This is a genomic window from Stenotrophomonas beteli (assembly GCF_001431665.1).
Classification (GTDB): Bacteria; Pseudomonadota; Gammaproteobacteria; order Xanthomonadales; family Xanthomonadaceae; genus Stenotrophomonas; species Stenotrophomonas beteli.
The window spans coordinates 1-14,931 of the sequence record NZ_LLXV01000020.1; the positions used below are offsets into that span (position 1 = coordinate 1).

The 14,931-nt window shown below is 67.8% G+C and carries 12 protein-coding genes; 4 read left to right on the plus strand and 8 right to left on the minus strand.

Annotated features, from left to right (window positions below; genetic code table 11):
- Window positions 1-89 precede the first annotated feature (89 nt).
- The 4 genes from ARC23_RS04285 to aspS form a co-directional block, all read right to left on the minus strand.
- On the minus strand, window positions 90-722 hold the full coding sequence (locus ARC23_RS04285) for an esterase/lipase family protein (RefSeq protein WP_057496099.1): 633 nt from the start codon (window positions 720-722) through the stop codon (window positions 90-92).
- A 75-nt stretch (window positions 723-797) separates the two neighbouring features.
- Window positions 798-1,319 (minus strand): GNAT family N-acetyltransferase, encoded by a 522-nt coding sequence (locus ARC23_RS04290; protein ID WP_057496100.1) that lies wholly within the window; start codon window positions 1,317-1,319, stop codon window positions 798-800.
- 31 nt (window positions 1,320-1,350) lie between these two features.
- Window positions 1,351-1,671 carry a hypothetical protein gene (locus ARC23_RS04295; protein WP_057496101.1) on the minus strand — a complete coding sequence of 107 codons (321 nt, stop codon included), beginning with the start codon at window positions 1,669-1,671 and terminating at the stop codon, window positions 1,351-1,353.
- Window positions 1,672-1,687: 16 nt separating this feature from the next.
- Window positions 1,688-3,439: an aspartate--tRNA ligase gene (gene aspS, locus ARC23_RS04300; RefSeq protein ID WP_057496102.1), complete on the minus strand. Its 1,752-nt coding sequence runs from the start codon at window positions 3,437-3,439 to the stop codon at window positions 1,688-1,690.
- A gap of 158 nt (window positions 3,440-3,597) precedes the next feature.
- On the opposite strand from aspS, the gene ARC23_RS04305 reads away from it, so the two are divergent.
- Window positions 3,598-4,341 carry a DUF3011 domain-containing protein gene (locus tag ARC23_RS04305; protein WP_057496103.1) on the plus strand — a complete coding sequence of 248 codons (744 nt, stop codon included), beginning with the start codon at window positions 3,598-3,600 and terminating at the stop codon, window positions 4,339-4,341.
- 49 nt (window positions 4,342-4,390) lie between these two features.
- Here ARC23_RS04305 and ARC23_RS04310 read toward each other — a convergent pair whose 3' ends face one another.
- The 3 genes from ARC23_RS04310 to blaL2 all read right to left on the minus strand — a co-directional run bounded on the left by ARC23_RS04310 (window position 4,391) and on the right by blaL2 (window position 7,299).
- Entirely contained in the window at window positions 4,391-5,032 is a 642-nt protein-coding gene (locus tag ARC23_RS04310; RefSeq protein ID WP_057496104.1) for a hypothetical protein, read from the minus strand.
- A gap of 53 nt (window positions 5,033-5,085) precedes the next feature.
- Entirely contained in the window at window positions 5,086-6,300 is a 1,215-nt protein-coding gene (locus ARC23_RS04315; protein ID WP_057496105.1) for a cation:proton antiporter, read from the minus strand.
- 87 nt (window positions 6,301-6,387) lie between these two features.
- Window positions 6,388-7,299, minus strand: a complete 912-nt coding sequence (gene blaL2, locus ARC23_RS04320; protein ID WP_057496106.1) for a L2 family extended-spectrum class A beta-lactamase — start codon at window positions 7,297-7,299, stop codon at window positions 6,388-6,390.
- A gap of 175 nt (window positions 7,300-7,474) precedes the next feature.
- Between blaL2 and ampR the strand changes: the two genes are divergently transcribed.
- On the plus strand, window positions 7,475-8,338 hold the full coding sequence (gene ampR / locus ARC23_RS04325; RefSeq protein ID WP_057496107.1) for a LysR family transcriptional regulator AmpR: 864 nt from the start codon (window positions 7,475-7,477) through the stop codon (window positions 8,336-8,338).
- Between the two features lie 75 nt (window positions 8,339-8,413).
- Here the strand turns inward: ampR and ARC23_RS04330 are convergent, their stop codons facing one another.
- On the minus strand, window positions 8,414-10,279 hold the full coding sequence (locus ARC23_RS04330; RefSeq protein WP_057496108.1) for an ABC-F family ATP-binding cassette domain-containing protein: 1,866 nt from the start codon (window positions 10,277-10,279) through the stop codon (window positions 8,414-8,416).
- Between the two features lie 337 nt (window positions 10,280-10,616).
- On the opposite strand from ARC23_RS04330, the gene ARC23_RS04335 reads away from it, so the two are divergent.
- Window positions 10,617-13,004: a TonB-dependent receptor plug domain-containing protein gene (locus ARC23_RS04335; RefSeq protein WP_057496109.1), complete on the plus strand. Its 2,388-nt coding sequence runs from the start codon at window positions 10,617-10,619 to the stop codon at window positions 13,002-13,004.
- A gap of 150 nt (window positions 13,005-13,154) precedes the next feature.
- Window positions 13,155-14,852, plus strand: a complete 1,698-nt coding sequence (ybaL, locus tag ARC23_RS04340; RefSeq protein WP_057496110.1) for a YbaL family putative K(+) efflux transporter — start codon at window positions 13,155-13,157, stop codon at window positions 14,850-14,852.
- The last annotated feature ends 79 nt before the right edge of the window (window positions 14,853-14,931 follow it).

Genomic DNA, 14,931 nt, shown 5'->3' on the forward strand with positions numbered 1-14,931 from the left:
AGCCGAGCCAATGCTCGGCTCGATGGGCCCGACCGAATGCAGCCGAGCATGGGCTCGGCTCTACAGGGCGGCCCCGCCTCCCCCTGCCCTTATGCCGCCGCCGCGTCGCGGCTGTGGTCGAACTGGCCGTGGCGCAGGAAATGCGCGGTCTGCCGTGCGGCATCGGGCGACACCACCAGGCCACTGTGGCTGGTACGCACCACGCAATGGTCGGCCAGTCCTGGCAGGCGGGTCTCGGCCAGCGCCACGGTGCCATCGGAGGCATCGTCGATGGCGCCCAGCAGGCTGCCCAGTCCGTGCGGCACCGAGCCGGCGATCAGGCCGACCTCGGCCCTGCCCTGCCAGTCCGGCAGGCCATCGAGCAGCAGTTCGCTGCTGCGGCCCAATGCCAGGCCCCAGCCGTGCTCGGACAACGAGCGTGCGGTACCACTGCCGCGCAGCGGCGAGCCCAGGCAGACCACGCGCTGCACCGGCAGCTGCGGGTTGCGCCGCAATGCTTCCAGGGCCAGCAAGCCCCCCAGGCTGTGGCCGACCAGCGACAACGGCCCAGCATCGGCCAGCCGCTCCAGCAGCTGTGGCACGGCCACGTCAGGGCCACCGAAAACCGAGGAGTAACCGAACGCATGCACCTGGAAACCACGCGCGCGCAGGCGCCAGGCCAGTGGCCCGACCCAGGCACGGGCATTCCAGATGCCATGCAGCAGCAGTACGGGGGGAGTCATGCAAACAGCCTGGCGGTCAGCGGGGCAGGAACGTACGATGATTGAACACGCGCGCGCAGCAAGCGGCGGTGAACGTCAGGTCGCGCGCGGTGCGCGGCGCAGGATGAATTCGAGATCGTTGGTCTCGCCGACCGGGAACAGGTACTCGCCGGCCTTCTCGAAACCATAGCGTGCATAGAAGCGCTGCGCGCCGAAGTTCTCCGACCACACCCCCAGCCACAGCGTGCGCGGGCCTGCGTGCTCCAGCCAGGCCAGCGCGGTCTCCAGCAGCCGACTGCCCCAGCCGCAGCTCTGCTGGGTCTTTATCAGGTACAGGCGCTTGAGCTCGCCATCACCCGGTTTGACGTCCGGATGCGGCAGCCCGCAGGGGCCGGCGGCGGCATGGCCGACCGCCTCCCCATCCAGTTCCAGCAGCCACACCGCGTAGTCCGGGTGGGCCAGGATCGTGCGCTGGCGCTCGACCGTGTAGGCCTCGTCGAGGAAAGCCTGCAGGTCCTGCGGCGGGTACAGATGGCCGAAGGTTTCAGTGAACGTGCGCGCGGCCAGCGCCGACAGGGTCGGCGCGTCGTCCACGGTGGCGCGGCGGATCGAATACATGCAGGAAGTTGACGTCAGCGCGAAGCGCGGGTCAAGCCTTTTCCGGGGCTTGCGCGGCTTCGTCTTCCTCGTCCTCGTATTCCTCTTCGTCCTCGTCCTCTTCCTCTTCTTCGCCTTCCTCGTCCTCGTCGTACTCTTCCTCTTCGTCGTCCTCATAATCCTCGACGCCGAAGTCCTCACCGTCCCAACGGCCTTCGCCGTCGGCGACGAAGGTCAGGGCCATCGCCGCCGGGTTGGTACCGACGCGGACCAGCCAACCACCGAACACGCGTGCACGCTCGGTGACCAGGTTGGCCTCGGAGCCTTCATTGCCCAGCTTTTCCCACTCCAGCGAAAACGCAAACTCGGTCATTGCCTGGATCTCCTGATCAGTTGGTCTTGGGGCGAACCTGGATGTGCACTTCGGCCAGCTGCGCGTCGACGATCGGCGACGGCGCGTCGGTCATCAGATCCTGTGCACCGGTGGTCTTCGGGAACGGGATGACGTCGCGGATCGACTCGGTGCCGGCCATCAGCGCGGCGATGCGGTCGATGCCGAAGGCGATGCCACCGTGCGGCGGCGCGCCGTAGTTCAGCGCGTCGAGCAGGAAGCCGAACTTGGCGCGGGCCTCTTCGGCGCCGATGCCCAGCAGCTCGAACACCGCGCTCTGCATGTCCGGACGATGGATACGGATCGAACCGCCGCCGATCTCGTTACCGTTGAGCACCATGTCGTAGCCGCGCGAGACGGCGGTGCGGGCGTTGGCGCGCAGGTCGGCGATGTCGTCCACGGCCGGTGCGGTGAAGGGGTGATGCAGGGCGACGTAGCGCTGTTCTTCCTCGTCCCACTCGAACATCGGGAAGTCGGTGACCCACAGCGGCGCCCAGCCATCGGCGACCAGGCCGAAGTCCTTGCCGGCCTTCAGGCGCAGCGCGCCCATGAAGTCGGAGACCTTGTTGTAGCCACCCGCGCCAAAGAACACGATGTCGCCGTTGCCGGCGCCGACATGGGCGACCAGCGCGGCGAACCGCTCTTCGCTGAAGAACTTCTGGATCGGCGAACTGACTTCGCCGTTGTCGGCGATCTTGATGTAGGCCAGGCCCTTGGCGCCGTACTTGGCGGCATGCGCGGCGTACTCGTCGATCTGCTTGCGGCTCAGCGACGCGCCGCCGGGGATGCGCAGCGCGGCGACGCGGCCTTCGGCATCGTTGGCCGGGCCGGTGAACACAGCGAACTCGCTGTCCTTGACCAGCTCGGCCACGTCCACCAGTTCCAGCGCGATGCGCAGGTCCGGCTTGTCCGAACCGTAACGACGCATCGCCTCGGCCCAGGTCATGCGCGGGAAGCTGGCGGTCAGCTCGACGTCGACCACTTCCTTGAAGATGGCGCGGATCATGTCCTCAACGAAATCCTGCACGTCGCGCTCGCGCACGAAGGCGAACTCCATGTCCAGCTGGGTGAATTCCAGCTGGCGGTCGGCGCGCAGCGCTTCGTCGCGGAAGCAGCGCGCGATCTGGTAGTAGCGGTCGAAGCCGGCCACCATCAGGATCTGCTTGAACAGCTGCGGGCTCTGCGGCAGGGCGTAGAACTCGCCCGGGTGCATGCGCGCCGGCACCAGGAAGTCGCGCGCGCCTTCCGGGGTGGCCTTGGTCAGGATCGGGGTTTCGATGTCCTGGAAGCCGCGCGCGTCCAGGTGGCGGCGCAGGGCCTGCACCAGCTTGATGCGGGTGCGCTGCATGCGCTGCATTTCCGGGCGGCGCAGGTCCAGGTATCGGTACTTCAGGCGGGTGTCTTCGCCCGGGTTCTCGTGGGCGTGGAACGGCAGCGGCGCGGCCTTGTTCAGCACGGTGATGGCGGTGGCGATCACTTCCACCTTGCCGGTGGCGATCTTGTCATTCACCGCGTGGCGCGCGCGCACGACGCCTTCCACCTGCAGCACGTCCTCATAACCCAGCGAGGCGGCCACGGCGAACACCTCGGCGTTGTCCACCTCCACCGTCACCTGCACGATGCCTTCATGATCGCGAAGATCGATGAAGCACACGCCGCCCTGGTTACGGGCCACGTCGGTCCAGCCGGCGAGGGTGACAGTCTGGCCAATCAGGGTCTCGTCGACCAGGCCGCAGAAGTGGGTACGCATGGGGGGAAAGCTCCGCTGGAGAACGCCGGCACCGAAGGGGACCGGAAAGCCCCGTATTCTGCGGCCGAGGCCCCGGCCGGGGCAAATGTGCTCAGTCACACCGGCTTTATCCGTCTGGTCCTTATAGTCGCGCACCACCTACCGTATGGGGTTTTGCCATGAACATGCCGTCCCTGGCCAGCCTGGCCGTGACCCTCAGCCTGGGCTGCCTTGCCAGCGCCGCTCTGCCCGCGCCCGCCGCACACGCGCAGAACGGCGTGGTCCGCTGCGAAAGCCAGAGCAACCGCGAACGGGTCTGCACCACCGGCTGGCGCAATGCGCAGCTGGTCCGCCAGCTGTCCGGCTCGGCCTGCGAGGAAGGCCGCACCTGGGGCAGCCGCAACGGCAGCATCTGGGTCACCAACGGCTGCCGGGCCGAGTTCGTCGAGGCCCGTGGCGGCTGGGGCGGTGGCAACGGCGGCGGCTGGGGCGGCAACAACGGCGGTTCGGGCCAGACGATCCGCTGCGAGAGCCAGAACAACCGCGAGCGCAGCTGCCCGGTCGGGTGGCGCAATGCGCGCCTGGTGCGCCAGCTGTCCGGCAGCCCCTGCGACGAGGGCCGCACCTGGGGCGTGCGCAACGGTGCGGTATGGGTCAGCAATGGTTGCCGCGCCGAGTTCACCGAAGCCCGCGGCTGGGGCGGCGGCGGTGGCGGCTGGGGCGGTGGCAACAGCAATTACTCGATCACCTGCAGCAGCAACAACAACCGCACGCAGAACTGCGACTGGGATGAGCGCCAGGGCCGCCCGGTGCTACAGCAGCAGCTGTCCGGCAGCGCCTGCCAGGAAGGCCGCAGCTGGGGCTATTCACGCGGCCAGGTGTGGGTCAGCAATGGCTGCCGGGCACGCTTCGGCACGCGATGAGTGCAGGGTCGGGGTCAGAGCCCTCCGCAGGAGGGATCCGACCCCGGGATCACGGCGCGGGTGCTGTGTCGTCGCCCCATGGCGGGGGTGGTAGGTCGACCGGCTTGGCCAGGTCGAACTGCACGCGGAAACGGCGGCCGTCCGGACGCGTCAGCTCGTAGACGAAGCTCTGGTCCGGATCGATCTCCATCGCCCAGGTGTTGTGGGTGGAGGCCAGCATGTCGGCCCTGCGGAACATCGCCACCGAATCGGCATCGGCCGGGAACTGCTGGCGCCCGGCGGTTCCCGGGGGGGTGCTGTCGCCGCCATACAGGGTGATCGCGTCGGCGCTGCCATCCTGGTGGCGATGGTCGTGCTTCAGCCGCAGGCCGGTCGGGGTGCGGGTCAGCACCCAGGTACGCGAGTGGTCATCGCCCACATGGAACGGGATGCGCAGCTCGTGGGCAGGGTCTGCGCAGCCGCGCACATGCATGACCAGCCGCTGGCCGGCGAAGGGATCCTTGCCGGTCGGCGCGGGCGTGTCCTGCACCACCTTGCCTTCATAGGCCTGCCCGCAGTGCGCGGCGATGGCGGCCATGAAGGCATCGGCCGGTGCGGTCGCCAGATCATGGGCGACCGTATCGGAGCGCTGCGAACACGCAGCAAGGGTGAGCAGGAGGGCGGAAGCGGTGACAACGGCAGGCAGTTTCATGCCCCAACCCTAACGGCCATGGCCGACGGGCGCAAACCGCACGCGGCAACCGCTCAGCGTTCGGCGATGTGCGGTTCCGGCAGCGTTTCGGTGGCCGCCACCGGGGCAGCAGCGCCCTCGCCCGTCGGTTCCTGCTCCACCGGATCGACATCGAACGGGGTACGGAACACCAGCGACGGCAGCAGCGTGGTCAGCGCGGCATACAGCAGCAGCGCGCCGAACAGTACCGCCGGGATCTGGAAGCGCTCGCGCATGATCGCCGCCAGCACCAGGGTGAAGATCAGCGTTGGCGCCAGTGCCAGCGACACCCGCAGGCTGCTGCGGAAGCTTTCGCCGAACATCACCCGGCGCTGCAGCCAGACCACGCCGATGCGCAGCGGCAGCACCACCAGCGTGATCACGATGCCCAGCCCCAGCGCCTCGAAGCTGAGTGCTTCGCTGGGCACCTTGGTGCCGGCATTGAAGAAATAGAAGGGTACGAAGAACGAGGCGAACAGGCGCAGCGCGTGCAGGTTCTCGTGCGAGGCCAGCAGCGGCATGCGCTGGTGCAGCAGGCGCGCGACCAGCCCGGCGATGAACGCACCCACCAGGTAATACACGCCCAGCAGGTAGGTGATGTAGGCCGCCACCATGCCCACCATCACCAGCAGCGAGAACTCCGAACCGGGCGCGTGCGGCGCCACCCAGCGGCCCAAGGCGATGAACAGCAGCGGCAGGCCGATCATCATCGCCAGCAGGGCCAGGCTGGACAACGCCATGTGGCCCGGATCGCCGGCCTGCAGCACGATGAACAACGCCGCCAGCGCCAGCAGTTCGCCGGCGATGGCCTTGCTGGTGACCCAGAACCGCTCGTCCTCGCTCAGGCCCAGCCGCGACAGCGAATCCATGATGAAACCGGTGGAGGGAGTCAGCAGCGCCAGGGCCAGCAGGCCGGCCGCCTGCCAGGGCAGCCCCGCATAGCGCCAGGCCAGCCAGCCCACACCGAACAGGGTGCCGGTGCGGATCACCAGATGCGCCAGCAGCGGCCACATGCCCCGGCGCAGCGCCTGCAGGTCCACTTCCAGGCCGGCAAACAGGAACAGCGAGGAAATGCCCAGGGTGGCCAGCAGCCCGATCACCGCGTCATGTGCCTGATCACCCAGCCAGAGCATGCCGATGATGCCGAACAACAGGCAGGTCAACGGCGCAGGCAGGCTGAAACGCTGCAATGCGCGTGGGATCACCAGCAGCGCGAAGATCAGCAGCAGGTAGATCAGTTCATGGCTCATGGGGGGTCTTCCGTGGGGTTGGAACGCGCGCAGGATGCGCGTCCATGACCGATCCGGCAAGCCGCCAACGAATGGCTCCCGGTTACCTCAACCGATCAGCCGATCAGCGATCCGCCCCACCTGGGCCAGTACGGCGGCCTGCTGCTCGTAGCTGATCTGCCCGGCGCGCAGATACGCGGTCAGTACCCAGGGCGCCCCGCCGGCACGCGGCCAAAGCACGGCGATGTCGTTGCGCGCGTCTTCGCCATTGCTGCCGGTCTTGTCACCCACCCGCCAGCGCTTTCCCAGGCCCGCGCGCAGGCATGCATCGCCGGTTTCATTGTCGATCAGCCAGTCGGCCAGCTGCTGCCGCGATGCCGGTTGCAGCACCGGCCCCAACACCACGCGCTGCAGCGAGCCGGCCATCGCCGCCGGCGTGGTGGTGTCGCGCGGGTCGCCTTCGGCGAAGCGGTTCATTTCCGGCTCCAGGCGGTCACTGCGGCTTACCGCATCGCCGCTGGCGCGCAGGAAGGCGGTGACCGCCGGCGGGCCGCCGACCACGCCGAACAGCAGATTGGCCGCGGTGTTGTCGCTGGTGATGATCGTGGCCCGGCACAGATCGCGCACGGTCATGTCCTTGCCGGCGTGGCGTCGGGTGACCGGTGCGTGCGAGAGCAGGTCGGCCTCGCGTACCGGCACGCGCCGGTCGAGCAGCGCGGGCGCGCGCTCGGCCTGGCTGAGCACGGTGGCGGCCAGCACGCTCTTGAAGGTGCTGCACATGGGGAAACGCTCGTCCTGGCGATGGCCGGCACGGCGGCCGCTGGCGGTATCGAGCAGGGTCACGCCAAGACGGCCGGCGCAGGCCTTTTCCAACGCGGCGAAATCAGTGGCGGCGGCGATCGCAGCGTCGGTGGCGGTGGAGGCGGTGGGCTTGCCTGCCGCGCGTGCCAGCAACGGCAGCGCAAGCGAGGAAGCAACGGCGGCACCACTGAACTGCAGGAATCGGCGACGAGCGAGCATAGGGATTCTCCTGGGGACCGATCGATTATTGGCATCGCCCCGGGGAGGCGACCAGCGCAAAAAATCAGCCTCAGACATTAGCTGATCTCATGCCTGACGCATTCAACCCCTTAATTTCCCGGAATCACCCGTTGGCACGCTAGGATCAGCCATCACCCCAGCTCACGACTGCACCATGCTGCACCCCACCCTGCCGTTGAACGCCCTGCGCGCCTTCGAGGCCGCCGCGCGCCACCAGAATTTCACCCGCGCCGCGCTGGAGCTGTGCGTCAGCCAAGCCGCGCTGAGCCACCAGATCCGCGGCCTGGAGGACCGGCTCGGCATCCGCCTGTTCCATCGCCTGCCGCGCGGTGTGGCCCTGACCGATGAAGGCGCCGCCCTGTATCCGGTGCTCAGCGAATCGTTCGAGCGTATTTCGGCCAGCATCGCGCGCTACACCGGCGGCCCGGCACGCGAAGTGCTGACCCTGGGCGTGGTCGGCACCTTCGCCACCGGCTGGCTGCTGCCACGGTTGGCTGCGTTCGAAGCCGCGCACCCGGATATCGAGCTGCGCCTGCAGACCCACAACAACCGCATCGACCTGGCCGGCGAAGGGCTGGACCTGGCGATCCGCTTCGGCGATGGCGACTGGCAGGGCCAGGACTGCGCGGCCATCCTGGACGCACCGTTCGCGCCGCTGTGTGCGCCGGCGCTGGCGCGACGGCTGAAGCAGCCACGCGATCTGGGTGCGCTGCCGTTGCTGCGTTCCTACCGCAGCGATGAATGGCCGCGCTGGCTGCAGGCGGCAGGCGTCAGCGGCGTGGAGGCACGCGGACCGGTGTTCGATTCGTCGTTGACGGTGGCGATGGCCGCGATCGGCGGCGCTGGCGTCGCGTTGCTGCCGCTGCGCATGTTCGAGCAGGAACTGGCCGAGGGCCGCCTGCTGCAGCCGTTCGCCATCACGCTGGATCTGGGCCGCTACTGGTTGACGCGGCTGCGCTCGCGCGCCGAGCGCGAGCCGGCCAGGCGTTTCCGCGAATGGCTGCAGGCGCAGGGATGAAAAAGGGGACGGAGGGGATCAAGTCGTTTGGGGCACAAACGACTTGATCCCCTCCGTCCCCTTTTTTTTGCGTGATCAGGACTCCAGCAGCTCCATCCACGCGGCTTCGGCTTTTTCCAGCTGCGCGGTGGCGGTTTCGCGGTCACGGCCGAGCACGGCCATGCGGGTGGCATCGGCGTAGTTGGCCGGATCGGCCAGCTGGCGGTCGAGCTCGGCCAGCGCGCTCTCCAGTTCGGCCACCTTCGCTTCGGCGGCGGCCAGCTTGTGCGGGTTCACCGGCTTCTTCTGCACCACCTGCGCCACCGGCGCGGTCTTGACCACCACCGGCTCTTCCACCTGCTCCATGCGCGCCTTGGTGCCCTGCGCCTGCGGGCGGGTGCGCAGCCACGCGGCGTACGCGTCCAGGTCACCGTCGAACGGTTCGACCACGCCATCGGCCACGCGCCAGTAGGTATCGCAGACCAGGCCGATCAGGTGGCGGTCATGCGAAACCATCACGATCGCGCCTTCAAAGGTGGCCAGCGCTTCGGCCAGGGCTTCGCGCATTTCCAGGTCAAGGTGGTTGGTCGGTTCGTCCAGCAGCAGCACGTTCGGCTGCTGCCAGGCGATCAGCGCCAGCGCCAGGCGTGCGCGCTCGCCACCGGAGAAGCCATCGACCGGCTCGAATGCACGATCGCCCGGGAAGTTCCACTTGCCGAGGAAATCGCGGAACGACTGGTTCGGTGCGTCCGGGGCGATCTCGCGGAAGTGTTCCATCGGCGACTGGCCTTCGTGCAGCGACTCCACCGTGTGCTGGGCGAAGTAGCCGATCTTCAGGTCCGGGTGCGCCATGCGCTCGCCGACGATCGGCGCCAGTTCGCCCACCAGGGTCTTCACCAGCGTGGTCTTACCGGCACCGTTCGGGCCGAGCAGGCCGATGCGCTGGCCCGCTTCCAGGCCGAAGCCGACGTTGTGCAGGATCACCGCATCCTTGCCGTAGCCGGCCTCGACGTGGTTGAGGCGGATCAGCGAGAACGGCAGCTTGGCCGGCGGCGCGAACTCGATGCGGAACTCGCGTTCGGCGCGCACCGCTTCGGTGCCGGCCAGCTTGGCCAGGCGCTTCATGCGGCTCTGCGCCTGCGCGGCCTTGCTGGCCTGCGCCTTGAAGCGGTCGATGAAGCTCTGCAGGTGGGCGCGCTCGGCCTGTTCCTTCTCGTGCGCGATCTGCTGCTGGCGCAGCTGCTCGGCGCGCTGGCGCTCGAAATCGGTGTAGCCGCCCGGGTAGAGCTTGGCGCCGCCGCCGTGCAGGTGCAGGGTGTGGGTGGCGACGTTGTCGAGGAACTCGCGGTCATGCGAGATCAGCAGCAGGGTGCCCGGGTACTTCAGCAGCCACTGTTCCAGCCAGTACACCGCGTCCAGGTCCAGGTGGTTGGTCGGTTCGTCCAGCAGCAGCAGGTCGCTGGGCATCATCAGCGCACGGGCCAGGTTCAGGCGCACGCGCCAGCCACCGGAGAACGAGGACACCGCACGGTGATGCGTCTCGGCCGGGAAGCCGAGGCCGTGCAGCAGCTTGCCGGCGCGCGCTTCGGCGTCGTAGGCATTGAGCTCGGCCATCTTGGTGTGCGCTTCGGCCACCGCCTCCCAGTCCTCGCGGGCGGTCGCGTCGGCCTCGGCGGCCAGCACCGCGGCCACCTCGATGTCACCGCCCAGCACGAAGCTCAGCGCCGGGTCCGGCAGTGACGGCGTTTCCTGGGCGACGCTGGCGATACGGACCTTGCCGGGCAGGTCGACGTCACCCTTGTCGGCCTCCAGTTCGCCCTTCACCGCCGCGAACAGGCTGGACTTGCCAGCACCGTTGCGGCCGACCACACCCACCCGGTAGCCGGCGTGCAGGGTCAGGTCGACATTGGACAACAGCAGCCGCTCGCCGCGGCGCAAGGCGAAATTACGAAGGGAGATCATCGGGGGTGGGGTCCATATAACCGGATGGAATGTGCTGGTAAGCACTGTTCCTGCGACGCAATTCTAGCGTTAACGAATACTTGACGCGCCCCGGGATGCGCGGCGGCCGACGTTCCTCTCTCCCACGTCCTCACCGCGCGCGTCCCGGGCCCCCTCCCCCGGTCAGTGCCGGTCACGGCTAAATGGTTGCTGCTGCAACGTTTTTTCCGATGACCGGCATTTGACAGGCACTGAATATCCCGTTAATTCCTGTATTGCGCACCGCAACAACCGCCGTCCGCCTCACCCCCGTGATGTCGATTCCGGTGCCCCCCCCGCCAACCGGAGCCCCATCCCGATGACCCGCAAGACCAGCCTGATCGCCGCCGCCGTCGCTGTCGCACTCGGTGGCTCTTCGTTCGTTGCCGCTGCCCAGCAGGCCGGCACCGCTGCCAATACCCTGGATACGGTGATCGTCACCGGCACCCGCGTGGCCGACCGCACGGTCGCCGAATCGCAGTCGCCGATCGACATCATCACCCCCGAAGTGCTGCAGTCGACCGGTACCAGCGAACTGGCCACCGCGCTGTCGCGCGCCCTGCCCTCGCTGAACTTTCCGCGCCCGGCCCTGACCGACGGCACCAGTGGCGTGCGCCCGGCGCAGCTGCGCGGCCTGTCGCCGGACCAGGTGCTGGTGCTGGTCAACGGCAAGCGCCGCCACACTTCGGCGATGATCAACGTCAACGGCAGCATCGGCCGTGGTTCCTCGGCGGTGGACATCAACGCGATCCCGATCGCCGCCATCGAGCGGGTGGAAGTGCTGCGCGACGGCGCCTCGGCGCAGTACGGCTCGGACGCCATCGCCGGCGTCATCAACATCGTGCTCAAGGGCAGCGGCAGCGGCGGCAGCCTGGCAGTGGACTACGGCCAGTACTCGGCCGGCGACGGCAACAAGTACCAGCTCTCCGGCGATACCGGCGTCGAGTTCGGCAACGGCCGTGGCCGCGTGCACGTGGCCGGCCAGATCAGCCAGCAGGACGAAAGCAACCGCGCCGGCCCATACCGCGGCACCACGCCGAACACCGGCAACTTCCCCAGCATCGGCCAGAAGACCTTCATCGTCGGCGACCCGCGCGTGGATGCCACCGCGGCCTCGGCCAACGCCAGCTTCGACTTCAGCGACCACGTGACCGGCTACGCCAGCGCGCTGCTCAGCAACCGCGACATCACCTCGTTCGCCTTCTACCGTTCGCGCAACCACAGCGGGCAGAGCGCGCTGCTGGCACAGACCTACCCGGACGGCTACGTGCCGGAAATCAACCAGTATTCCAAGGACCGCTCGCTGCTGGCCGGGGTCAAGGGCAACACCGACAACGGCTGGACCTGGGACCTGAGCCTGAACCACGGCGAGAACACCCTGGACTTCCACACCCGCAACAGCATCAACTACAGCCTGGGCGCGACCAGCCCGCGCTCGTTCTACGACGGCACGCTGAAGTACCAGCAGGACATCTTCAATGCTGACCTGACCAAGTCGCTGGACTGGGGCCTGGCTTATCCGGTCACGCTGTCCTTCGGTGGCGAGTACCGCAAGGAGAAGTGGGACCAGAACCCCGGCGAACTGAACTCGTATACCGGCAGTGGCGCGCAGGGCTTCGGCGGTTTCACCCCCACCAATGAGGTGCACGCCGACCGCCACAACTACGCGGTCTACGCCGGCCTGGAAGCGGACCTGACCGAGAAGTTCTCGGCCGGCATCACCGGCCGCTACGAAGACTACTCGGACTTCGGCGACCGCTTCTCCGGCAAGCTGTCGGCGCGCTACGCGTTCACCGACAAGGTCGCGCTGCGGGCAACCGCCTCCAGCGGCTTCCGTGCACCGTCGCTGGCGCAGCAGGGCTACCAGGCGGTGACCAGCCAGTTCCTCAATGGCGTGTTCGTCGAGCGTGGCACCTTCCCGACCACCAGCCAGGCCGCGCAGGCGCTGGGCGCCTCGCCGCTGAAGGCCGAGACCTCCACCTCCTACAGCCTGGGCCTGGTGCTGCAGCCGGTCGACCGCCTGTACATCACCGTCGATGCGTACCAGATCGACATTGATGACCGCATCGCGCTGTCGTCCAGCATCACCACCAATGCCGCCACCAGCGCGCTGCTGGGCACCCTGGGCCTGCCACAGGTGACCGCGTTCTCGTACTTCACCAACGGCCTGGATACGCGCACCCGTGGTGTGGACTTCGTCTCCAGCTACACCGTGCCGTTCAGCGCCAGCAGCCTGGAGCTGACCGCAGCGTACAGCTACAACGACACCGAAGTACGCCGCGTCGGCGGCACCCCGGCGGTGTTCGGCACCCTGGGCCTGACCCAGTCGCTGATCGGCCGCGATGAGATCGGCCGCATCGAGGACAGCTACCCGCGCGACAAGGCGATCCTGAGCGGCACCTGGCGTTCGGACCACTGGGAACTGGGCCTGGCCGCAACCCGCTACGGCAAGTTCACCGTGCGCAACTCGGCCACCGCGCTGCGTGACCAGACCTACGGCGACGCCTGGGTGGTGGATGCCTCGGCCAGCTACAAGCCGAGCAGCAACTGGACCCTGACCGTGGGCGCCGACAACCTGCTGGACAAGTATCCGGACCGCACCGAAGACCTGCAGAACTCCACCTTCGGCATGCTGCCGTACAGCAACTACTCGCCGTTCGGCTTCAATGGCGCGTATGTGTACGGGCGGGTCAAGTACACCTGGTAAGCGGTAGTGCCGGCCGCTGGCCGGCATACCCGGTGGGGTCAGAGCCCTTTTCCTGCTGGAAAAGGGCTCTGACCCCATTCGCATTTAAGGTTTGCCGTATCTGGCCTCATCGGTGAAAATCGGGATACCCCCGATTTCCTGCGAGTGCCGATGCACCATGACACCGACCTGATCAACATCGTGGCCGTTGGCCTGGGGCTCGCCTTCATCTTCGGCGCGCTGGCCAACAAGCTTCGTTTGTCTCCCCTGGTCGGTTACCTGGTTGCTGGCATCTGCGTAGGCCCGTTCACCCCCGGCTTCGTCGCCGACCAGGCGCTGGCCAACCAGCTGGCCGAACTGGGCGTGATGCTGCTGATGTTCGGCGTCGGCCTGCACTTCTCGCTGAAGGACCTGATGGCGGTCAAGGCGATCGCCATTCCCGGCGCCATCGGCCAGATCGCGGTGGCCACCCTGCTCGGCTGGGGCGTGGCCTCGCTGATGGGCTGGCCGGCCATCCATGGCGTCATCTTCGGTTTCTCGCTGGCCACCGCCAGTACCGTGGTGCTGCTGCGGGCGATGGAGGAACGCCGCCTGCTGGAGACGATGCGCGGCAAGATCGCGGTCGGCTGGCTGATCGTGGAAGACCTGGCCTGCGTGCTGGCACTGGTGATGATGCCGGTGATGGCCGGCGTGTTCGGCCCCGATGCGGCCAAGGAGTCGCACTCGCTGGGCAGCGTGCTGGCCGACATCGGCTGGACCTTCGTGCAGCTGGGCCTGTTCGTGGCGGTGATGCTGGTGGTCGGGCGCCGGGTCATTCCATGGATCCTGGAGCGCATCGCCGGTACTGGTTCGCGCGAGCTGTTCACCCTGTCCGTGCTGGCGATCGCGCTGGGCGTGGCATTCGGTTCGGCCATGTTGTTCGGCGTCTCGTTCGCGCTGGGCGCGTTCTTCGCCGGCATGCTGCTCAACGAATCGGAACTGAGCCACAAGGCCGCGCATGATTCGCTGCCGCTGCGCGATGCCTTCGCGGTGCTGTTCTTCGTCTCGGTCGGCATGTTGTTCGACCCCAACATCCTCGTGCAGCACCCGTGGCAGGTGCTGGCGACGGTCGCCATCATCATGTTCGGCAAGTCGGCCGCCGCGTTCTTCATCGTGCGGGCCTTCGGCCATCCCACCAGCACCGCGTTGACCATCTCGGCCAGCCTGGCGCAGATCGGCGAGTTCGCCTTCATCATCGCCGGCCTCGGCGTGGCGCTGCAGATCCTGCCGAAGGAAGGCCAGTCGCTGGTGCTGGCCGGTGCGCTGGTGTCGATCATGCTCAACCCGCTGGTGTTCGGCCTGCTCGACCGTTGGCAGGCCAAGCAGGAGCAGTCCCCGCAGGCAGCCGAGCCGCCTGAAGCCATCGGCCCGTCGCGCGATCTGCATGACCACGCCATCGTGATCGGCTATGGCCGGGTCGGCAGCGAACTGGCGCAGGTGCTGCGCGACCGTGGCGTGCCGGTGCTGGTGATCGATGACAACAAGGAACACGTCGAGGAAGCGCACGCCAAGGGCCTGGCGGCGATCCGCGGCAGTGCGGCGGCCGACCGGGTGCTGGCCGAGGCGCATCCGGAGCGGGCGAAGATCGCGGTGCTGGCGATCCCGCAGCCGCTGGAAGCCGGTGAAGCGCTGGCCAAGCTGCGTGCGATCAACCCGGACCTGACCCTGCTGGCACGTGCGCACAGCGATGCCGAGGTGAAGCATCTGCTGGAGCATGGTGCCGATGGCACGGTGATGGCCGAGCGTGAGCTGGCCTATTCGCTGGCGGAGATGGTGATGTCCACGCCGCCGTACCGGAGCCTGGGGCAGCACAGCATCCCAGTGGTGTGAAGGGTCTGCGGCAGGGCTTGCAGCCCTGCACCGGCTGAATCAACAGCAACGGCAACGGCAAAAGCGGGCATTCCGTGGG